Source organism: Gemmiger sp. An120 (genome assembly GCF_002160955.1).
In the GTDB taxonomy this organism is placed as follows: Bacteria; Bacillota; Clostridia; order Oscillospirales; family Ruminococcaceae; genus Gemmiger_A; species Gemmiger_A avium.
The window spans coordinates 152,420-173,807 of sequence record NZ_NFLN01000004.1; the positions used below are offsets into that span (position 1 = coordinate 152,420).

Sequence of the window (21,388 nt, forward strand, 5' to 3'; positions counted from 1 at the left end):
TTCAAAATCATACAAGCTGCTTTTCAGCATGAGTAGCCAAACTAAAGTTATAAGGGGCACTGGGTGACCCGTCAGGGAAAAGAGGCGCAGGCAATGCGTTCATCAAGGGCAGCATCGCCGCCATGTGTTCGGCAAAGCCGGCGGCCAGCAGTACGCCCCGGGTGGGCTGCACACCGCTCAGCACTAGGCCGTCCCAGTACATCCGCAACTGATACAAATCCTGCGGTTCGCCCTTGCCCGCCTTGAGTTCGTAGATATCGCACTTGCCAGACTTCGTCCGATCAGTCACGTCGATGCGGGTGCCGGTGGGCCAGACAGTCACCTCGCCGGTCACATCGTCTTCGGGATTGGTTGCTTTCAGCATCTGCATCCAGCGCAGGCGCAATTCCTTTTCTCCGGCCGACTGGGCATTCTTTACCGGCGGATAAGCTGCCAAAGCCTCAAATACCTTGTCCCAATCCGGATCGGTACGATCGATGCCGGTCTTGTTGGTGAGGGTCGAAAGCACTCCCCTGGGCAACTCGGGGATCAGCAGTTCGCCCACAAAGTCATTGTAAGCGTTATGGCGGCTTAAAGCTGAACCGTCCTCTTTGCGCCAAATTTCGCCGAGTTGGGCCGTTGCAATTACCCGCTTGCCCAGCCGGATGTCGATGCCCTGCGTAGGCTGAGATCCCTGGTAGTAGTAGCGCACCTTTCCGCCCTGTACCAGATGATCCCGCATAGAGCGATCCAGCAGACCGTACACGTAGGTCAAGGTTACGATCTGGCCACCCAGTTCGACCTGGAAGTGCTCCGTGTGCGTCATCATCATCGGAACATGAATCGGAGGCACCAGCACAGCGGAATCGCCAACCGTTACTACGATCTTCGCGCTGGGTTCCAAGGTTTCGCTGTCCAGAGCCAAAAAGCCGCGATATGCAACTCCCAGATGTTCGATGAGCCAAGTGCGCATTGTAGCCAAATCAGTGAGCCGACGGTTGCCCTGCCGCTGCATAGTACGGGCAATGGTCATGGGTACCCGAACACAGACTACAGTAGAGGGATCGGCCCAGTGCAAATTCAGCCCCGATGCCAGGTCCAGCGTATCCACCTGTTCGACAATCATGGTGAGGTCGAAGGGACCGCTAACCCTGTAGTAGTTGCCGGGCTGGCTGCGGGTATAGATACACCAATCGCCGGTGCCACCGGAGAGACAGGCCAGCGCGTTGAGAAGTCCGAAGCCATGCTCATTCAGCCGGTTGGTACCCGTGGGCAGACTGCCAAGCTGCAAGGCATTTGTAAGAGCGTCCAGGTCCATGCCCCGGCCCCAGTCTGCGACCGCCAGATTCAGATAGTTCTGGTCGTTATCCGGGGCCAGCGCGATGCAGATACGGGCCTTATCTCCGGGCAGCGCGGCAGCCAGAGCGTTGTCAACGACCTCGCAATTGCCCTGCGGAAAGGTCATTCCCTGACGGGCCAGTCCGTCAAAGGCTTTATTGGTAATGTTGATGTGAATCTCGTGCCGATCCGGGGAAGAATCAGCCGACGGAAGTTTCGGCAGGGGGGCGGGTACGGTGTTTGTAAGATTCATTTCATTCATAGGTGATTACCTCGTTTCTTGTAGTAGATTGGTCACACAATGGATTCCAGCGCAGCCACAGCGTCTGCCAGGCTGTCGTCGGAGATATGCAAATAATGGTCGGTGGTTTTGATGTCGGTGTGTCCGGTGAGCCGTGCAATGGTCTCCATGGGCACACCCTGGCTCTGCAGCAGTGTTACATAAGTGTGCCGGCAGCAGTGTGGAGAGGGGGAACGAACATTGGGGTATTGGGCCAGCAGCTTATAGTACTTACGCCGCACGGTGTAGGTGGCGTAGAGCAGGCTGTCCCGGCGGGGCGCGCACCAGAGAAATGCCTGGCCGCCGTTCTCCCGCAGCCACAGCGGGATGTGGCGGTATTTTTGTGCAACGGGGACCACCCGGCGGCTGGTATAGCTCTTGGGCGAGCCAAGCTTAGGGATGCCGTCTACCATCTTGACGGCCTTGTTCACGCGCACCACGCTTCCGTCCGCGGCAATGTCTTTGGGGGTCAGTGCCAGCAGCTCCTGCATACGTAGGCCGGTAACGAGCATCAGTCGGATGCTGTTGCCCAGCAGGTCATTCGGCAGGTCTTTTAAAAGAATCTCAACCTCTTCAACAGTGAACGCATCCTTTTGATGGGTCCGCTGGCTTTTGCTGAGCCGCTTGGTGGTGCGGAAGGCCCGGCGGGCATAGTTTTTAATGACCAAGTCGTCGGCCTCGGCTACATCCAGGATCTGGATGAGCAGTGAGCGGCACTTGCTGATTTGAGAGGCGGAATATCCACAGGATTCCAGCTCATTGATGAACCGGTTGATCTGAACGGTCTTCACAGCGGTAAGCCGCAGATGACCGAAGGCCTTGTTCAGCAGTTTGATGGTGTAGCGATAATTGCACCAGGTGGATTCCTCTACCTGTGAGCGGTAAGACTCATACCAAAGGTTGGCATAGTCGGCGAACAGTGGCACTTCCTGCGCCTCGACGCTGCCGGGTTCAGGTTTGTTCAGAAGATACTCCCGCATACGGGCCAGAGCCTCCGCTCGGGTAGGGGCGGTAAAACTCACGATGTGTCGCTTGCCCTCGTCGGTGAAGCCGTCCATGATCTGACTCTGCCAGCTGCCGCTGGGCAGCCGGTGGACGGAGCCTTCACCCTTGCCGCGCTTACCCGACACGGAGACCTACCTCCTTATCCGCGGTACGCAGGTCGGCCGGCATACGGGTGTGCTTGTCCACCCAGGCCAGAAACGGCTTCGTGGGGATGCGGATGGAGTTCCCCAGCCGGCAGACCGGGAAGTCCTTGCGGTGGGTAAGCTCATAGGCTGCGGTGGAACTGATACACAGATAGCTCTTCACGTCAGCCACGGTGAGGTAGTTCTTTTCAAACGAGATATCCTTTTTCATGTCAGTTCTCCTTTATATAAGATAAGGTGTGGGTTTTGAGAACTGCCCTTTTCGGCTTGTGCAGTACAGGCCAGTGTGGTATGATGAAAGGGCAGAACGGACTTGTTTGGTTTCGGGTCGGTTTTGCGTTTGCCGTGTCCGGGTGGCCGCCCGGATGCGGCTTTTTGTTTGTATATCTGGGGGGCGCGTGGGCTCTTGATAGCAATACGATTGGCGCGATGGGCGAAGCGCTCACTGCGGTGAATGCTAATGCTGCCGGCACTGTAGATGTATTGAGTGCGTTTCATGCTTTCGCCTCCTTTGTCTGTGTCGTTGTATATAGTATACACCAAAATAAGTGTACATTTCAACGGTGCATATTCACAAATATTTGTGCATATGCGCTACTGGAATTTGCTGATGTGCACAAATGCCCCTGAAGTCGATATACACTTGACATGGTGCAGAGGGCACCCGTATACTAACAAGTAGAAGGAAGGTGTATGTTGTGCCGATAAAATATGATAAGTTGTTTTCCTTGCTCAAGAAAAAAGGATATACGACCTATCGCATACGCAAAGAGGGGCTCCTTGGACAAGGAACTCTGACTGCATTGAAAAATGGTAAAGGTGGATTGACGGAGAAGTCCATTGAACGGCTTTGTCAAGTTCTGGAATGCCAGCCTGGTGATTTAATGGAGTTTGTTCCCGATGAAAAATAAGTCGTTTTCTGACTGAAAGCATATCCAGATGAGCAACATAGGATGGCATAGTCAAGGCTCCGCAGATAAAAACCTCAAAGCTGTTTTACCCTGCGCCTGCGGCCTGACCAAAGAGGAACTGGATGAGGATTACAAGAAGAACACCGGCAAGGTAATCGTGGAGACCTTCACGGGCCGGCGCATTGACCCGGTGCATCTGCCCGCGGTCATCTGCCGCAGTCACGGGCTTTTACCTGGGGCAAAACGGCGGCCCAGGCGGTGTATCACGCGGTGGTGCTGGAGGAGGTGGCCAAGATGGCCGCCTATACCCGCCTGGTCAGCCCGGGCGCGCCCCCCGCTCCCGCCCATGGGTGGAAAAGCACTTCATGCGCAAGCATGGGCCCAATGCATATTACGGGCAGAAGAAATATACAATGCGTTTTTTCCATTGATACCGCCAATGTGGACGAGATCCGCGCTGCCAACAATATGGGCGTGATCGCGGGCGTTATTACTAACCTCAGTCTCATCACCAAGGAGGACCGGGACTACGCCGAGGCCCTGAAAGAGATCGCCACCATCGTGGACGGCCCCATCTCCGGCGAGGTGAAGGCCACCACCACCGACGCAGCGGGCATGATCAAGGAAGAGCGCGCTATCTATGCGCTGGACCCGAAACACATGGTGTGAAGATCCCCATGACCGCCGAGGGGCTGAAGGCCATCAAGGTGCCTTCCGCCGAGGGCATCCCCACCAACTGCACGCTGATTTTCTCCGCCAACTAGGCGCTGCTGGCAGCGAGGGCGGGCGCGGCCTATGTGTCGCTCTTCCTGGGGCGGCTGGATGACATCAGCCAGCCAGGCATCGACCTCATCCAGACCATCAGCGCCATCTTTAATAACTACCCCGACCTGCACTGCGGAATTATCGCGGCCAGCGTGCGCAACCCCATCCATGTGACCGACTGCGCTCTGGTGGGTGCGGACATCGCCACCGTGCCCTACAAGGTCATCCGAAGCACCCACTAACCGATTCCGGCATTGAAAAGTTCAAAGCAGACTATGTAAAGGTGTTTAGCATGTAAATGAGTAGGTCTGCTGTTTACTAAGGCAGGCAGTATATAAAACATCCCGAGCATTGAGGATCGTTTTGGTTGACCCAGTTTGTAACAGATTCAGCAGAGTCGTGTGTACATATACACATGGCTTTTTGCATCCTACCATATAACTGAGTGCCGACAGTATCATCTTTACCGCAGTGTATAAAAGCCGTTTCAAATTGAAGCATGCACCTTTACGATTATTCCGCAGTATTCTACCCTGCCGTCTCAATCTTTCTCGGCTTATCCCACAATTTTGCATGTTCTTCGCTGGCACACCACCATTCACCACTTAGAACGTGTTCATTGGATACCAACAAGAAGAAAACGACAGGCTTGCGATTTTCCTTCTACGCTGGCCACACCAACAGATACGGGATACACAGCGCCAATTCTATGGTATAATGACAATTAAAGAGAAAAGGGGGTGCGCTAATGGACTGGATTTTACTGAACAAAGATACGCCATTTCTGAAATTCTCCACCTATCAGAACGAATTTGGCGATGTTTCAGCCCAGGAAACGGCCTGGATTTCTCCCTTGCGGCCCATCGGATACAGATCTCTTTTGGGTTTCCTAGAAGGGCGACGCGCTCCCAAGCATCGAAAACACATTGAACAACTTCTTGCGCAATACGGCTGCCTCACACTGGACGGTTTTTTGCAGGTCAGCCACGCGCTTTCCCTCAATGATACCTTTTGGGTAAAACAGGAAGATTCGCCGTTGTGCTGGCAGGCTGTGTCCCTGTATCAGAATGACTTTGATGAGATCATCGCCGAGGCCGCGCTGAACGGCTCCTTCAGCGAGCAAAGCCTTTCTTCCACTTCGCCGGAATTTGCTACAGACGGGTATTATGCCAAGTGCTGGAAACGGGAGCAAGACGGCATCTATCTCTATAAAGCCGGCAGCGCCACCTATGAACTGGAGCCATTATCTGAATATCTGGCTGCTCAGCTTTCGGGTATCCTGTGCCCTGGTGCAGTTCCGTATGATATGCGATTTCATCATGGGCGACTGGTATCTACCTGTCCCCTGTTCACCAGCGAATCTGTCGGCCTTGCCAAAATAGCTGCCATTGCCCGTGAAGACCGGTCTATATCCGGCTTACTGGAGTATTTCCGTTCGATCGGCAGTGAGGACGCCTTCCGCCGCATGATGGTTCTGGACGCCATTATCCTGAACACAGACCGGCATCTAGGAAACTTCGGTGTACTGTTTGACACGGATACCATGCAGGTGAAAACCATGGCGCCGGTATTTGACAATAACCGTAGTTTGCTGTTTGATTTGGATTCTGATCAATTGAATCACGCAGAGTGGTATATAGCCCATCTTACCCCACGGCTGGGATCGGACTTTATTGCCCCAGCGAGGGCCTTGATGACAGAAGATATCCGCAGTGACCTGAAAAACCTGTATGGCTTTGCGTTCCGGGAACATCCGCAGATTCCGGTGACGGATGACCGGCTTGAGAAGTTGAGTACAGTTGTGAACAATCAGATTCAGCAGTTGCTATGATCTTTTGAAACGTGTAAGGCTTTTTCTTTCGCAAATATCCTGCAATATAAAAGAGTCATTTGGTGTTACCGCATCTTTGCGGCTTTACACCGGATGACTCTTTTTTCATTAAAGGGCCATCGTTGCAGCTCACAGGTGCAAAGTCATTCAAATGGCTTTATGAAGCCATTTCCAGGCGTTTTTGAAATAATACGAATTGTAATATTTTTATGAACACGTGGACATTTCAATTCCTGTGCGTACTAATATAAATAAGGGGCAAAAAATAGGAGGTACAAAAACATGGCTCATTCTCACAACGATTTTCCCATTTCCGGGTACTGGGGCCGACAGAAAGTTCACCACAATACAAATCGGAACAAGATGCAATACGACGCCCGCTATATGCTCAAAAACCCTGCCACAAAAAAGGTCTACACCAATGCACAAATACTGACAGACCTTACACGGCGCAAGAAAGAGTATCCCGGTCTAGCTCTTTTGCTGGAGCCATGGATTGCGGAAATTACTTCCCGCGCCCAGAAAAATCCTGATGCGGAATTCTCCCTGCACTGCAGTGATTCCACCGAAGAACGCGCACTGGCCCGTTTGAAAAAGATGCGCTGGAACGAGTTGGAAACCTTGGCACAGCTGCTTTATCGCCCGCTGTACGAGCGCAATCTGAAATACGGTGATGTGACGGTACGTGACTTTGTGACGTACCAGGCCAATACACTGTATGCCGGAGAAACGCCCACCACGCGTACTCGTCTGATTGGTTCCTTAAAAAACTATATTCTACCTGAGATTGGGGAGAGCAAACTGAACACATTGGATGCCGGTCGCCAGAAAAAAGCCCTGGAGACTGTCAACAAGAAACTGTCCGTCGGCAAAACTACCCGCAATACCATTATGAGGGCGTATCGGGGTCTCATTCTGGCGTTCGAAAGCAGCGGCTGGACAGGCTGCTCCGCCGGTCTGCGGCTGGTTGACCTGCTCAAAGGTCCCACCGATCCGAACAACGCTATCATCAGAAGCTGCCGTGTCGCTCACTTGGACGATACTCAGCGTACGGCGCTGTTCCAGCTGCTTTCTGATTCGGCACATCTGTATGACCTGTTCTGGATCGCGCTGCTCTACTCTGGAATGGACCCGGCCGACATCGCCGGACAGACCTACGGCGATATTGAGGAGCTGACCATGCAGGATGGAAGCTGCTGCTATACCGTCCTGATCAGCCACCGGGTGCGAAAGTTGAGCGACCGATATTCCACGCTGCAAGCAACCAATGAGAACTTCCCTATTTATAAGTTTCGCCGTCTCGTGCTCACTCCCTGGGCCGGACAAGTGCTACTGCGCCGACTGGAACAGCTGCGCGGCCTCGGGTTTTCCACTGACCAGATCCGGGAAATGCGCCTTTCTGCCGAAAAGCCTGGCGACGCCATCGTCGGGCCGGATGAGCTCGCCAAGCGCCTGCGACCGCTTTTGCAGCAGGCAGGCATCCCGGATATTTCTCCCACCCGTACCGATAAAAAGGGGCGTGCTTATCGCCAAGTCATTAAAGAAGATATAAACCTGTTACTGCGGGATGTCCGCCACCTGGCAAAGCAGTGCGGCGCCGATGATGTAATGCTGCATACCATGTTTGGCGAGCAATGGTCGGATACAGACGAAGAGGCATATCTGGATTTGCTGGGTGATTCATACGCTGTAGCTCGCTGGCAGCGACTGCGACGCTGGTCTCCCCTTGCGCCGACTCCCCTGTCTACTACCGGCAAAGGATGTCTGGCGGGCTATACCCATGTGCCTGCCCGCCACATTCTACAGGTAATCAACTCCACCGGCCATCCGGTGACATTGACCCTGCGTGCCCCCTATGCGCTTAGTGCGTACTGGGCCCGCAACGAAAAAGAAAGGAACGCATCATGACCAAAAAATCCCCTCCCCCAAAAGAATTCTCGTATCAAGGCGTAGATTTTCGTATTTGTTATGCATATCCATCGGCAGACAAACACAAGGACGCCCCCTGCCGCGGCCGCATTAATCCGTTGGACCCTATGACCGGCAAGTGCCTTACAAAGCGGCAGTTGTTCGGCAAAGATAGCGACTCGCCAGTTAATCACATCGTACATGGCAAAGACCCCTGGGACATCTACAACAATCGAGAGAAGGAAGCCAGCTATCTGCTTTCCATGATGACGCAGTGCGGTTTACTGGTCGGTGTTGCCGTGGCGGATCCCTCCGCGGTCGCTGATCTCGCCGAATTGGCCCGGAAGTACAAACAGACCCTCTTTGAAATGCATTCAAAATGGGCAAAGTCCACTGTGAAAAGTTATAGTGGTCAATACGACTCGCTTGTGGAGGAGATGACCGGCCTGCGCGCCGGCGACCTGGATGATGCCGCTTACAAGCAGCTCCAGAATAAAATCTGCCGCAACGCAGCGCAAAAGGCTCTCAAACACCACACGTGGGCATATGGTGAAACCCCACCTCCCTCTGCCCAGAGACGGTTGAGCCTGTTGTATGATCTGATCCGCTGTCTGAAGGCAGAAGGCGTGTCCATTCCAGTGGTGCCGTTTCCGTACAACGGAAAGCCTTCCCGCCAGATGCTGCTTCTGGACCGGACTGACCACGCCCGCGCAATTCCGGATGGAATCCTCCGTGCCATCTGTGCCGACCCGGTCATCCAGGGCCAGGCAGAAATTCTGGCTGACGCTGGTCTGCGGATTGGCGAATGTACTGGTCTTTTGTTTGATTCCTTGCGCTGGCTGGACACCTCGCAGGGCCGGATGTATTATCTGGACATCAGCGGCCAGGTAGATGATGACGGCAAGCGCACCGAGCTGCCTAAAACCAAAGATTCCTACCGGGTGGTTCCTCTCTCTCGGGAGCTGGGAGAGGCTCTTGCGCGCTATCGGAACGAGATGGAAACGAAGTATGGCGACCTTTCCCTGCGTCTTATGTGCGGACAAGCCGACGAAAACGGGTTTGACGACAGTCCCGCCAAAGCAGCCGCCTGGGAAGCGCAGGTGCGCGCACGAATCTCGATGCTGCTGCGTAAGTCCTCCGCCTTCCAGGCGATCGCTGCCAATCGCGTTTATCTTTTCGACAAACAAGCCCAAGATGCTGAGCTGTACTCCCAGCTTTTCGCTCATTCATGGCGGCGCAATTTCTGTACCGAGTTATATTGCTCCAGCGGACTGAATTCGTCGAAGATTCATCGGCGGATGGGGCATGTCTACAAGCCCCTTCCTCCCCAAAAGGCCAGCGGCCTCAATCCAACAGAGCTGTGCCTAATGTGTCTCGAAAAGCATGTGAGCCCCACGCTCTATCATCCGGCCAATCCTCTTCGCTATGATGCGGACGGGCCTTTCCAGGCCACTGAGGTGCCCTCCTGTTGCATCGAGTTGACCTTGAAGCCGGGCGATTCCGTTGAGCTGACGGTGGAGGACACCGAGCCGGGCACCGTAACCCGCATTTCCGGTGAGGGATTGACCATTCAGCGCTTGCGTCGTGATGAGCGCCGTAATGTTACTTACGATTATGGCCTTCTGTCGTCTGCTGAAACCATCACCGTTGTGAAAAAGCGTAACTTGGTATAATACGGAGGTTTCTGCCTGCGAACTCAAATTGACCTTTCCGCCGAATTTTTGCTTTGAATTGATTGTTGAGGATATCGAACCGGATACTGTGTAACCCATGTTCTCCGCAAGGGGTTGTCTATCCATCATATATGTCCTGAAGAACGCTATGCCCCGACCTACAGCTACAGTCTGCTGACGGTGGAAAACTTTGCTGTTGTGAAAAAGCATAAATTGTTAGACTAAGGAATTCCATGGTATAAAAGGAGCTGATGCAAAATAGCCAATCCTAAAAATAGTCAGGACCCCCGGCTAAGCCAGGGGCTTGAGTAAGCCCTGGAAGGGCATCGTACCGGCAAGCCTCTCAAGAGGCACTGAATTATCCACCTCTTGCATCACTTGCACGGCAGCCCGTAAACGGGCGTTGCTTTTCCAAAAATCAACTTTCGGGCAACCATAACGTTGCTGTTCTTTTCTCGCTTCGCTCGGTACTTGAAGCTAAAGCTTTTTGACACGCCCCGGCAGAGCCGGGGGTTGCCTTTGCGCTTAAGCAAACAATGCAAAAACTGACCTCAAAAGAAGTGTTTAGGCTGCTTTTGAGGTCAGTTTTAGTTGTTTGCTTTCTCCATTTTTGTGTAGGCTACTATTGTGGTTTCATTTTGCAACATTCCTCTTTTGTATACCAAAACACCAGTTTTGTGTAGCTTTAGAAGCATGGTAAAGTCCCGCAACCAGCTTGAACAAATCCCATAGAAATAGCTAGCAACAAAAATCCAACTGCTGTAGAAAAGCGGACTACAGCAGAGAAACTTGCCATGAAGAAGCAAAATCATGCACATATTCAAGTACTATTGCCAGGGAGTAAAACCATGCTGGTAGAGGAGACCACAGCGGGAAGTTTCAGAATGTTAGAGTTTTTCAAGATAAACAGGTGATAAAAGGCTACTTGCGTGTGAGGAGAGGAAAGGACGAAAGCTGGAAGCCTAGACCTGTCCACAACCGCAAGGACGACCAAGAAAAGCCGCTGCGCTAAGTAACATTGCAACAGGGCAGGCCTATTAGCTCCAACTGCTTCATATGAAAATAGGCAAATGTATCACCTATTACTGATGGGCTAAACAGATATGGAGAACGCTATCCCTCGTCCGGTGCCGGAGCTACCGGAACGTTTTCTCCGAGAGCGGCCACCCCACAATACACTGTCTATCCAAACATAATCAGGCCCCCGGCTGAGCCAAGGGCCTGACTGTATGGCTATTCAGGAATCCAAATGGAGCAACTCGCGATTTCTGATGGAGTGGTGTCTACTGTCAGCAGGGCAGTACGCCCTGCAACTCCTGCTCAGCCCAGCGGGCGAAGCCGGGGTTTTCCTGCCGCAGATGCTCCATAAGCAGTTCATGCAAAGCAACAGCTCGGGACGTCCAGACGGCAGCCTTGAGATTCAAAGGCTTTTTTTGCTCCGGGTCCTGCAAGCGGTCGTAGAGCAAGATCTGGCTTTCCTCACCCGGCATATATCCTCGCACGATCACATAGGTCCAGCGGTCATCCCGGACGGCCCGCCATCCCACATCCACCGGTAGGACACCGATAGCACGGAAGGCCTCGATGAAGATGTCCCTGCTGACATAACCGGCGATGAAGCTGTAGTTTTCAGTCACCGTCTGACAGGCGGCTAAATCAGCGGCAATGTCCCGGCTTTCCTGCCATTCCGGCGGACGGATATCTAGCAGGGAGAGCAGGGTGGGCATCAACTGTACGGTACTAATGCAGCTTTCGTTGCGGTGGGGTATCAGCTTGGGTGGGAAGCGCAGCAGCATCGGCACGTTCACCGATTCTTCGTACCAAGTATGTTTGCCCACCAGCCCGTGGGAACCCAAATGTTCCCCGTGATCCGCGGTCAGCAGGATCAGTGTGTCATCGTACAGGCTCTTTTTCCGCAGATAGGCAGTCAGGCGACCAAACTGCTCATCCAGGCCGGACACACAGGCGTAGTATTGGCGGGTCTTTTCCTGCATAAGTTCCCGCCCCGCAAAGCCCTGTTCGCCGGTATGGTTTGTATATTTGTCCGTTTCCACATTCTCCATTCGCAGAGTCCGGCCCTGGTACAGGTCCAGATACTTTTGCGGCACCTGGTCAAAGGGAGTATGGGGCGGATTCCAGGCTAGGAACAGCGCAAAGGGACTACCGGCACTGCGCTCGATAAACTGGAGCGCCCGGTCGGTCTCGTGGATGGGTGACCATTCTTCCGCCTGGATCTTGCGAGGGGTGTCCTCCCAGTAATGCTGGTGCATATGCTCATTCCAGGCATTATAGGCATGCCAGTAGTCGATGTGGTGTCTGCGGGGGCCCGGCGGGGTATAAGCGTCCCATCCGGACGCGCCAGACTCCGGCGCGTCGCAGTAGTTCAGCTCTGGCTCGTCCAGATGCCACTTACCGATGTAGGCCGTAGCGTAGCCGTTGCGTGCCAGCACGTCGGTGAGGCATTCCTCCTCTTCCTGCAGGGCGATGTTGTAGCCTGTCATGCAATTGCCGTATACGCCGTTCTGCACCGGGTACTTGCCGGTGAACAGAGCCGCTCGGCAAGGTGAACAGAGCGGGCAGACAGTCACCGCATTTTGGAAGGAAACGCTATCCTGGTAAAACGCGTCAAAATTGGGGGTGATGACTTGGGGATTGTTGTAACCGATGGTCTTGTTCCGCCACTGGTCCACCAGGATCACTATCAGATTCTTTTTCATAGCGCATACCTCCTCAGGATTGGCTGATGAGCAGCAGTTTCAACTCCAGCGGATGCAGACAGAACTGACCGTCGATCCGGGCACCGTCGGTCTGGCGCAGGACATGGCGGGTCTCCACCGTGACCAGTTCCTCGTCCAGGCCGGTGTTCAGCAAAGCCAGCAGCCCCTGCTCCCCGTCCTCGTAGTAGAAAGGCGCCACGTTCACCCCGTCCTGCAAGGTAAAGGGCTGGCCGTCCCGCCACAGATACCGCAGGATGTTCCGCAACAGGAAGGCCCGGCTGCGGTGAGCGAAAGTCCAGGCGCTGATCTGCCCGGACAGCACCGCCACTCGACCCCTCAGCTCGTTTTCATACAGGCAGGCGCCACAACCGATGGGTTGGTATTCCACGTCCAGGATCTCGGTGAGCGGGCGGGCCTCCGGCCGGGGGATGAGCAGAGGCAGATGGATATTGCGCAGCCCCAGGCGCAGCCAGTCAGTGGGGAGCAAATTGCCGGTGAAATCGCCACAGAAGTCCCGGTCGGTCAGACGCTCGGCGGACACTTCCTCCAGCGTCTTCTCACTGCGGCATCCCAGATAGCGGCCAAAGCCGCGCCGGGTTAGGCAGTCAAAGCCCTCCGCGTCCAGCAGCAGGCCACCCTTCAACAATTCGGTGATCTGCCTGTCAGACAAGGTTTCAGCCACACTACCGGTCAAAAAATTGACCTGCTGGGCTGAAAAAGCGGTGGGGATGCCCAGCAGCGGGAACAGCACGTCCCCCTCTCGGCGGGGAATCATTCCCTCGGCAGTGTGGGTGGAATTATGCTGAGTTTGGGCGGATTCCGAACTCCAAAGCAGCCCCAATCCCGTCGCCTGTTTGCCCCGGCGCAACGCTGCGATCTGTTCTAGTTCCGGGCGTAGGTCGCGGATCAAATCGCAATAGCCCTGCTCCTGCTCATAAGGGGTGCCCATGAAGTCGAAGATGTTCATGGTGATCCCATCTGCCCCCGCCAGCATATGCAACTTCATCTGCAGGGCAGTCATACGCAGCCCCTTGGTGTAGCGGGTATGGGGCCAGTTTTCCACCTCGCTGACGATTTCAGCATTTTCCAACTGGGCCATACTCAGCGCCATACCCTGGTGGATTGCCACCAGTTCGCCATGCAGACAGTCGCCGTAGGCCCCGCCCAACGGGCGGGACAGCGGGCGAGTATCCCCCGCGAAGGCCCGCAGCAACTGCGGCATATCCCGCCCCTGCACCGAGTGGTTTGGTTCACCGGAGTTCATCAGCCCCACCCGTATGGCGGGATTCACCGCATGAACGGCCTGTTCGATCCCCCGGGCGGCCTTGAGCTGCCCAGCAAAGTTGATCCTTCGCCAGGCGGCACGCACTTGTTTGTCTTGTTCAGAATTACCCAGCACATGGTCCCGCAGACTCTGCGCGGTCAGGGACAGGCCGCACTCCCGGGCGGTCTGCTCCACATGCAGAGGGCAGAAGCACCCCAGGTAGCCGCTGTGGTTGAGGGAACGGAAATCGTCATCCACAAAAATAGCCTCAGGCCCGCTTTGGGCGTACAGACGCACTACCTCCCTGGCGTAGGCTTGCCAACCCTCGTCCAGAAGGCAGTAGGTGGAATGGTTGGGCTGCAGGCTCTCGCTCACAAATTTCGTGTAGGGCAGGGTCAGGGCTGGGGGTAGCTTTGCGTCACAGTGGCCCGCGATGGTGGCCAGGTTGATTCCAAAGCCGATACCCTCTCGGCGCAAGCGCTCACCGATCTTTGTATAGATGGCTGCCATACGTCGGTATTTTTCCAACGGGAAGGGGGACATCAGGATCTGGTGGCACTGTTCCTTGAGCAGCACCCGCTCGATACCGGCATACCGGCACAGGGCGACAATGTCTTCCAGCTGGCGCTCCCATTCAGGCTCATGGATGACAACGCGTAGAATATAGTTCATGGAGAACCTCCGGTCAGTTTTTCATGCCGCTGGTGGCGATACCCTGCACAAAGAACCGCTGAGCAAAGACGAATACCAGCAGAACTGGGATTAGCACCAGGGTGGCGCCGGCCATCAGCAGGCCGTAGTCCACCGCGTTGCTTACCTGAAACATCTTCATACCGACCGACAGCATCTGCTTTTGGGGGTCGGAGATGAAGATGTAGGGGCTCATGTAATCGTTCCAAGCCCAGATAAAGGTAAAAACGATGACGGTAGCGATGGAGGGCCCCGCCATGGGCAGCACGATGCGGGAATATATGCGGAAATGGCCGCAGCCGTCAATGATGGCTGCCTCGGACAGTTCGTTGGGGATGGAGATGAACGCCTGGCGTAGCATAAACACGAAGAACACGTCAAAGATTGCCGGCAAAATTAAGCTCCACATGGTATCGGTGAGGTGCAGGCTTTTGAAAATCACATATTTGGGGATGATGACCGCATCCGGCGGGATCATCATAGAGGAGAGCAGCACCAGGAACAGGGTATCCCGCCCTTTGAACCGCATTTTGGCAAAGGCGTAGGCAGTGATGGTGACTATGAACAGCTTGAGCGCGATGTTGGTCACGACCATGACCCCAGTGTTGATGTACCAGCGGATGAAACTGTACTGCTCGGAAAACAGCTCGGTGTAGTTGGACCAGATAAAAGTTTCTGGGATGAGCTTGATGGGATAGGTAAAGATCTGGTTCAGCGGCTTAAAGGAAGAGGACAGCATAAAGATAAAGGGAAAAATATTGGCCAGCCCCAGCAGAATCAGCACGATGGTCCAGATAATGCGGGGCAGCTTCTTTTTATCCATGGAAAACCCTCCTTAATCCACATATTTTTTCTGCAGCTTCCACTGCACGGCGGTGACCACCATCACGATCACGAACATGACCATCGCCTGGGCGCTGGCATACCCCATCCGCATGGTGGAAAAGGCGGTGTTGATGATATTCAGTGGTAGCACCGTGGTGGCGTTGCCGGGGCCGCCCGCCGTCATGACTTGGATGATGGTGAAGTTTTTGAGCGAACCGATGATGGAGGTGATGGTGAGCAAGAAGGTGGTGGGCAGGATACTGGGCAGCGTCACATGGAAAAAGATTTGCCGGGTGTTGGCGCCATCGATGCTGGCGGCCTCCTTCAGCTCCACCGGCACGTTTTGCAGCGCCGCCAGGTAGGTGATGAACTGCAGGCCCACCCCTTGCCAGATCGCGATCATGGCCACGGTGGGCAGGGCGCTGTCCGAACTCATCAGCCACATGGGCGGGTCCGCGATGCCCAGCGCCTTGAGGGTCATATTGATCGGGCCGCTGATCGGGTCCAGCAGGATGGACCAAACCACCGCCACCGCCACCATGTTGGACACATAGGGCATAAAGATCATGCTGCGGATTAAATTGCGGGCGTACAGCTTTTTGTTGACTAACACCGCCAGCGCCAGACCCACCACCAGGATGAAAGGCACATACATCAAGGTGAACAGGACACTGTTCCAGAGCGAGCCCAGGAACATCTCGTCGCCAAACATCTCGGTGTAGTTGGACAGGCCGATGAACTTGACCTTATCCAGGCGGCTGATGTATTTCAAGTTGGTGAAGCTCATGAGGAAGGACATCACGAGCGGCAGAAAATGGAACAGAGTGTAGCCAATGAGATACGGCGTGATAAAAAGCCAGGCCAGGCGTGTTTCCCGCGCATTGTACAGCCGGGGGACCGGTTGAGATAATTGTTTCACAGAAAGCCCTCCGATCTTCATAAATACAGGCTGCAGCGTATGGCTGCAGCCTGCGCTTGTTAGGTTGTTTGTTTACTGTTCGGCCGTATCCTGAATGGCTTTGTCCGCACGTGCTTTGATGTTGGCCATGGTGGTATCCAGGTCCTGCTCGCCGATTGCATACAAACCGCCCTCATCCATGAACGCTTTGTTAATATCGGCTGCGGCAGCACCCACGACCTTCTCGTCAAAGGGCCGTATCTCCGGGTTGAACCAGGCGGCGCGGATTTCCTCCACCGTAATGCCGTCATTGGCCAGAGAGGGAGCCAGGCTGCTCTCAATGTAGCTGTTGATCTCCTCGTCGGTGAGATCGACCCGGGCGGGAACACGGCCGCCGCCCATCAGGTACATATTCTCCGCAAACAGCGCAGCGCACTGGAACGCCAGCTCTTTCTGCTCCGAAGTGGCAGGCACATAGAAGTTGGACACGACCACGCTGGTGGAGGGTTTCTCTCCTTCCGGATAGGGCATGGGCAACATACCAGCCTTCCAGTCGCGGGGGTACTTCTCGGTATCAGTCAGCCAGACGGTGGTCCAGCCGCCGGCCACGCTCATGCCGATGTTACCGGAGGTGAAATAGTCCAGTGGCATCTGCTTGCTCTTCTGAACCAGATACTCTGGATTCACGTGCTCCACATTACCCAAGTCATAGTAGAATTTCAGCGCCTCTTTGAACAGAGGATCATCGTAGTTGGAGGTGCCGTCCGCCTTGTAGTGCTCGGCGCCCTTCTGCATGGCGTACATGTAATTGTAGTGGGCCCACAGCGGGTTGAAAGCGCCGTAGATGCCCTCCGCCTCGTTGGTCAGCTGCTTGCCGACACGGATGAATTCTTCCCAGGTCCAATTTTCTGCGGTGGGATAGGGAATACCAGCCTTGTCGAACAGCGCCTTGTTGTACAGGGTGACCGCGGTGTCCACAAAAGCAGGCATACCGTACAGCTGGTCGTCAAAGCGGGCGGGATACTGGCCAAAAGTCTTTTCCACGTCGTAGCCGGCCTGTTCGGCATAACTATCCAGCGGCTCCAGCACGCCGGCATTGTAGTAGGGGATGGCATTGGCGTAGGCGGTCATGAACAGATCGAAGCTCTCGCCGCCCATCAGGGAGATCAACAGCTTGTCCGCCTCACCGGCAGCCGGATCCGGCAGCACAACCGTTTCCACCTGAATACCGTTCTCCGCAGCCAGATCAATCAGATTTTGAATCTCTTGACGCCCCGCCTCCGAGGCCTTGATGGCCCAGCGCAGCGGCTTGGTTTGGCCGGAGCCCGCGGATGTTGGGGTGCTGCCCACCTGTGAAGAAGAGTTGGCGCCGCCACAGGCCGTCAGCATTGTCAGTGCCAAACAGAGGCACAATACAATAGCTACTAACTTTTTCATGGTAATTCCTCCTGTTCGATTTCTCCGGGCTGAGCCCAGTATGAGGGTCGTTCTTTCTGTATCCAGCATACCGCAAGCGAACAGGCGGTGTCTATCTGACAAAATTTTGGTTTATGGTGTTTTTTTACGAAAGGACCTTATACCGGCTGCACCGGGATCCGGATCTCAGTGCAGGTTCCTTGGCCTAGGCTACTTTGGATGGTCACACCATACCGATTACCATAGTACAGCCGCAGGCGCTGGTGCACGTTCACGATCCCGATGCCGTTGCCCTGGCACTTCTCCCGCTCCGCCCCTTCTCTATCATACATCACAGACGGATCTTCTAGCTTGCGGACAAGACTACACAGCTGCTCCGGCTCGATGCCGTTTCCGTCATCCTCCACATAAAAGACTAACCCGTCCCCTTCCTGCTCCACATGGATATAGATAGTTAGGATGCCCTCTGCGGGCGGCATCCCGTGCAGGATGGAGTTTTCCACCACCGGCTGCAGGATTAGTTTTAGGGTCCGGCAGACCAGCAGAGCCTCGTCATCCCAAGATATCTTCAGTCGGATACGGTCGTTATACCGCATATTTTGTAGATTCACATACATCTGCACGTGTTGCAGTTCCTTTTCGATGGACATCATGGGCTTTCCCTTGTTGACTGTCAGATTAAACAGCTCGCCCAGATAGTGAGCCATATCCGCCACCCGGGGCACCCCGGCTGCCCGAGCCTGCCATACGATGGATTCCAGCGTATTGTACAGGAAGTGTGGGTTGATCTGGGTGACCAGTGCGTCCATTTCCGCTTGCTGCTTCTGTCGGCTAACCTCGTATTCTCGGTAGATCAGATCATCCACGTCGGACAGCAGCGAATTATAGTTGCCGATCAGGCGGGACACATCCTTGGTGCCCTGCTCTGGGATATGACCGGAGAAATCCTTGTGGGAGGCCCGGCTCATGCTGGCCATCAAAGTATACAGTGGTCCAGTGATAGCGTTGGCAGCAAAGGTCACTACCAAGCAGATTACCGCCAGAAGTCCACCTATCCAGATCGCGTCCTGCGCAGCCTTCCGCCCGACTCCCTCCTCAATGGTGGCCAGGGACGCCTCGCACACCAGCGTCCAGCCGTTGACCCCGATAGCCGACCGCCCGGTGTAGGTCTTTTGTCTGTCATCCAGCCCCGGCGGCGGCGGACTCTCCTGATTCCAAGCGGTCAGGTCGGAGCAGGAAATCTGCCGCCCCTGTTCGTCGATCAACCAGATGCGGCTGTTTTTCGCCAACTCGCTGGCGTTGTACAGTGCGAACAGTTGCTCCTCCGGCAGCAGAAAGATCTGCTTACCATAGAGTTTTTGGGTCAGAGGGGAAATGATGTTCCGGGTCACTGGTATTACCATATTGCTCCTGGAACCGGCGTATGGGCTTTCCAACGGGTTTTCCACCGGCGGATACCAGTGAAAGCGGATGGTCCAGTCATCCTCGTTTTTGCATAGCCCACTTACCCAGGGATTATCCCGCCCCAGCACCTGGATAGGATAGGCCAGGTTGAAGCACTCACCCCGCTCATTCATCAGAAGCGCCAGGTGCATATCCATCACACCGTAGTTGGCCATTCCCTCCAGATGTCGATTTAGCAGGTATTCCCGGGCCATGTACTCCCACCGGAGGGCCTCCGGCGTTTCGCCGGCGGGCAGATCGGCGTTCAGCAGCGTATGGAATTCCGCGTCGTACAAAAGGGCCTCGGAGATAGCCAAGATATTGGCGTTCAGGTAATTGTCGATGGAATCCGCAATCCGCACCAGCTCGTTGTTCACATAGGAGATATAGTCCTGCAGCATTCGCTGCTTATACTGGTGAGTCAAGCTCACCGAGATTACCACCGAGGGTAGGCAGATACCCAACACCGCCAACAAAAGTAGAATAGTACGCAGCCGAAAATGCTTCATCATCACACATCACCAAATTTCACGGCACTGTCCCGGTATTCCTTGGGGCTCAGGCCTACGTGCTTTTTGAACACCTTGATAAAATACGAGCAATCCGCGTACCCCACTTCTTCCGCAATCCGGTAGGTCTTATGGCTGGTGGTGCGCAACAGCTCCTTGGCGTATTCAATCCGTCGAGCCACGATCACATCGTTGATGTTCCGGTCGGTCTCCTGCTTGTACAGGCTGGAGATATACGCCGGAGAGCGGCCCACCGCCTCGCTGACAAAGGACAGGGACAGCTGCGTGTTGGCAAAGTTCTCGTCGATGACCCGATTGATCCGCTTGACCAGCTTGGCCCGGTTGTCGGTGCGCTCCCCTTCGGCCAGGCACTGCAGGCCCTGCAGCACCTGGGTGAAAAACCGCCGCTTTTCCTCCAGCGGCAGGATCTCGGTGATGATGGCGTGGAAGTTTTCCGGCTCGGCAAACTGCTGCACGATGCTTTGCAGCCGGCTGATGGCCGCAAAATACAGATTGTTGCAGATGCAGTCTATGTAGTCGTAATCGCTGGCCACCCGGCCGGCACAGCCCGCGAACACCGTGTCCACCTCGGCCCGCCACCGGTCGTCCAGCGCGAAAAACAGCGAATTCAGGATAACGGCCTGGTCAAAATCCACCTTTTCGATCTGAGGCATCCCGGGCATATCCCGGTAGGCCAGGGCGGCCTGCCCGTGCAGATAGGTGATCTGGCGCATGGCGATGTAGGCCTGGCGGTAAAAGTACCCGCACTCGGCCAGGGTGGGGCTTTTTTTGCTGATCCCGGCAAAGATGCGCCCGCCGGTCTGGGCGGGAAAATCCGCAAAAGCCTGTTCCAGCCGCCGGCGCAGCGATTCCTCTCCGTCGGCGTTGCACAGGCAGACGATCTCCCGGTCCCGGTAGGCGCCCGCCAGGTGCGGCAGATCCTGCACGGCGCTCTCCACCGCTTCCAGCGCCGCCTGCTGCCAAAAGCCGGGCTGCCGGCGGCCTCCCTCATCCGCGGATGTCCCCGCACAGAAGGCCGCGCCGATCACATATACCCCCTCCTGCTCCAGCGCCGAGCCCCTGGCCCGCAGCTCACCGCGCAGTTCCGGCCAGGAAAACCGCCCCTGCAGGATGGTGCCGAGGCAGCCCTGGGCCTGCCGGGGGTCGCCCCGCCGGGCCATCCTTTCCAGCAGCTGCAGCCGTTTTTGCTGCAGCCGTTCCTCGTCCAGCTCCTTTTTCAGCTTGCCGAACACCCGTTGGAAATCCTCCAGGCAGGTGGGTTTCAGGATAAAGTCAAACACCTTGTATTCCAGCGCTTTTTTGTAGTATTCGATATCGCTGTACCCGCTTACCAACACAATCTTGATGCGCGGATAAGCCACCGACAGAAAGCGGATCATCTCCAGTCCGTCCATGATATTCATCCGGATGTCGGTCAGGATCGCATCCGGCGGCTGCTGTTCCACCTTGTGGATAGCCTCCAGGCCGTTTTCGGCCTGATCCACCGGAAAAAAGCCCAGGCTTTCCCAGTTTACCCCCTGGAACATACCCATGCGTACGTCCCGGTCGTCGTCCACGATCAAAAGTTTCAGCAATTCCTGGTTCTCCATGTTTCCTCCTGCCGCGCCGGCCGGCGCCTTTGCACACACTCACCCCCTTATTATCGCGCCTGCACGGGGAAATTACAACCGCCAGCCCCCGTTCCCTAAAAATCCACCCGCAACCGAAAAAAAGTCCTATTCCGTCCCGCGGCTTTTTGGCTATCATTGAATAAAACGCTGCCGGTGTTACCA

At 55.2% G+C, this 21,388-nt stretch carries 15 protein-coding genes and 1 pseudogene; 5 read left to right on the forward strand and 11 right to left on the reverse strand.

Annotation, left to right across the window (positions count from 1 at the left end):
* Positions 1 to 7 precede the first annotated feature (7 nt).
* Genes B5E65_RS05460 through B5E65_RS05475 form a run of 4 tightly spaced genes read right to left on the reverse strand, consistent with a single transcriptional unit; the run spans position 8 to position 3,243 of the window.
* Positions 8 to 1,579 carry an ATP-binding protein gene (locus tag B5E65_RS05460; RefSeq protein WP_087170757.1) on the reverse strand — a complete coding sequence of 524 codons (1,572 nt, stop codon included), beginning with the start codon at positions 1,577 to 1,579 and terminating at the stop codon, positions 8 to 10.
* A 32-nt stretch (positions 1,580 to 1,611) separates the two neighbouring features.
* Positions 1,612 to 2,727: a tyrosine-type recombinase/integrase gene (locus B5E65_RS05465; RefSeq protein WP_087170758.1), complete on the reverse strand. Its 1,116-nt coding sequence runs from the start codon at positions 2,725 to 2,727 to the stop codon at positions 1,612 to 1,614.
* Positions 2,717 to 2,956, reverse strand: a complete 240-nt coding sequence (locus B5E65_RS05470) for a helix-turn-helix domain-containing protein (RefSeq protein WP_087170759.1) — start codon at positions 2,954 to 2,956, stop codon at positions 2,717 to 2,719. Before B5E65_RS05470 ends, B5E65_RS05465 begins: the two co-directional genes overlap by 11 nt.
* On the reverse strand, positions 2,953 to 3,243 hold the full coding sequence (locus tag B5E65_RS05475; protein WP_087170760.1) for a hypothetical protein: 291 nt from the start codon (positions 3,241 to 3,243) through the stop codon (positions 2,953 to 2,955). Before B5E65_RS05475 ends, B5E65_RS05470 begins: the two co-directional genes overlap by 4 nt.
* 200 nt (positions 3,244 to 3,443) lie before the next feature.
* Between B5E65_RS05475 and B5E65_RS05480 the strand changes: the two genes are divergently transcribed.
* From B5E65_RS05480 to B5E65_RS05505, 5 genes and pseudogenes are all read left to right on the forward strand, one after another.
* The gene (locus B5E65_RS05480; protein ID WP_087170761.1) at positions 3,444 to 3,656 is read left to right on the forward strand and encodes a helix-turn-helix domain-containing protein; all 213 of its coding nucleotides are present in this window, start codon (positions 3,444 to 3,446) and stop codon (positions 3,654 to 3,656) included.
* 384 nt (positions 3,657 to 4,040) lie between these two features.
* Positions 4,041 to 4,719: pseudogene (gene fsa, locus B5E65_RS05490) on the forward strand (fructose-6-phosphate aldolase).
* Between the two features lie 450 nt (positions 4,720 to 5,169).
* On the forward strand, positions 5,170 to 6,252 hold the full coding sequence (locus B5E65_RS05495; protein ID WP_087170762.1) for a HipA domain-containing protein: 1,083 nt from the start codon (positions 5,170 to 5,172) through the stop codon (positions 6,250 to 6,252).
* Between the two features lie 282 nt (positions 6,253 to 6,534).
* Positions 6,535 to 8,160: a hypothetical protein gene (locus tag B5E65_RS05500; protein WP_087170763.1), complete on the forward strand. Its 1,626-nt coding sequence runs from the start codon at positions 6,535 to 6,537 to the stop codon at positions 8,158 to 8,160.
* Complete coding sequence (locus B5E65_RS05505) at positions 8,157 to 9,833, forward strand: site-specific integrase (protein ID WP_087170764.1); 1,677 nt, start codon at positions 8,157 to 8,159, stop codon at positions 9,831 to 9,833. Before B5E65_RS05500 ends, B5E65_RS05505 begins: the two co-directional genes overlap by 4 nt.
* A 1,289-nt stretch (positions 9,834 to 11,122) precedes the next feature.
* Here the strand turns inward: B5E65_RS05505 and B5E65_RS05510 are convergent.
* The 7 genes from B5E65_RS05510 to B5E65_RS05540 all read right to left on the reverse strand — a co-directional run bounded on the left by B5E65_RS05510 (position 11,123) and on the right by B5E65_RS05540 (position 21,205).
* Positions 11,123 to 12,550, reverse strand: a complete 1,428-nt coding sequence (locus B5E65_RS05510) for a sulfatase family protein (RefSeq protein ID WP_087170765.1) — start codon at positions 12,548 to 12,550, stop codon at positions 11,123 to 11,125.
* A gap of 13 nt (positions 12,551 to 12,563) precedes the next feature.
* On the reverse strand, positions 12,564 to 14,486 hold the full coding sequence (locus tag B5E65_RS05515) for a hypothetical protein (protein WP_087170766.1): 1,923 nt from the start codon (positions 14,484 to 14,486) through the stop codon (positions 12,564 to 12,566).
* A 13-nt stretch (positions 14,487 to 14,499) separates the two neighbouring features.
* Positions 14,500 to 15,327, reverse strand: a complete 828-nt coding sequence (locus B5E65_RS05520) for a carbohydrate ABC transporter permease (protein WP_087170767.1) — start codon at positions 15,325 to 15,327, stop codon at positions 14,500 to 14,502.
* Between the two features lie 12 nt (positions 15,328 to 15,339).
* Positions 15,340 to 16,248 carry a carbohydrate ABC transporter permease gene (locus B5E65_RS05525; protein WP_242957484.1) on the reverse strand — a complete coding sequence of 303 codons (909 nt, stop codon included), beginning with the start codon at positions 16,246 to 16,248 and terminating at the stop codon, positions 15,340 to 15,342.
* A gap of 72 nt (positions 16,249 to 16,320) precedes the next feature.
* Positions 16,321 to 17,664 (reverse strand): ABC transporter substrate-binding protein, encoded by a 1,344-nt coding sequence (locus tag B5E65_RS05530; protein WP_158098523.1) that lies wholly within the window; start codon positions 17,662 to 17,664, stop codon positions 16,321 to 16,323.
* 137 nt (positions 17,665 to 17,801) lie between these two features.
* Positions 17,802 to 19,517, reverse strand: a complete 1,716-nt coding sequence (locus B5E65_RS05535) for a sensor histidine kinase (protein WP_158098524.1) — start codon at positions 19,515 to 19,517, stop codon at positions 17,802 to 17,804.
* An 80-nt stretch (positions 19,518 to 19,597) separates the two neighbouring features.
* Entirely contained in the window at positions 19,598 to 21,205 is a 1,608-nt protein-coding gene (locus B5E65_RS05540; protein ID WP_087170771.1) for a response regulator, read from the reverse strand.
* Between the last annotated feature and the right edge of the window lie 183 nt (positions 21,206 to 21,388).

What these genes read in the sequence shown, in the direction of transcription:
- B5E65_RS05460 (WP_087170757.1), bottom strand. Translation starts at nt 1,579, where the DNA reads ATGAATGAAATGAATCTTACAAACACCGTACCCGCCCCCCTGCCGAAA.
- B5E65_RS05470 (WP_087170759.1), bottom strand. Translation starts at nt 2,956, where the DNA reads ATGAAAAAGGATATCTCGTTTGAAAAGAACTACCTCACCGTGGCTGAC.
- B5E65_RS05475 (WP_087170760.1), bottom strand. Translation starts at nt 3,243, where the DNA reads ATGAAACGCACTCAATACATCTACAGTGCCGGCAGCATTAGCATTCAC.
- B5E65_RS05495 (WP_087170762.1), top strand. Translation starts at nt 5,170, where the DNA reads ATGGACTGGATTTTACTGAACAAAGATACGCCATTTCTGAAATTCTCC.
- B5E65_RS05500 (WP_087170763.1), top strand. Translation starts at nt 6,535, where the DNA reads ATGGCTCATTCTCACAACGATTTTCCCATTTCCGGGTACTGGGGCCGA.
- B5E65_RS05505 (WP_087170764.1), top strand. Translation starts at nt 8,157, where the DNA reads ATGACCAAAAAATCCCCTCCCCCAAAAGAATTCTCGTATCAAGGCGTA.
- B5E65_RS05510 (WP_087170765.1), bottom strand. Translation starts at nt 12,550, where the DNA reads ATGAAAAAGAATCTGATAGTGATCCTGGTGGACCAGTGGCGGAACAAG.
- B5E65_RS05515 (WP_087170766.1), bottom strand. Translation starts at nt 14,486, where the DNA reads ATGAACTATATTCTACGCGTTGTCATCCATGAGCCTGAATGGGAGCGC.
- B5E65_RS05520 (WP_087170767.1), bottom strand. Translation starts at nt 15,327, where the DNA reads ATGGATAAAAAGAAGCTGCCCCGCATTATCTGGACCATCGTGCTGATT.
- B5E65_RS05530 (WP_158098523.1), bottom strand. Translation starts at nt 17,664, where the DNA reads ATGAAAAAGTTAGTAGCTATTGTATTGTGCCTCTGTTTGGCACTGACA.
- B5E65_RS05540 (WP_087170771.1), bottom strand. Translation starts at nt 21,205, where the DNA reads ATGGAGAACCAGGAATTGCTGAAACTTTTGATCGTGGACGACGACCGG.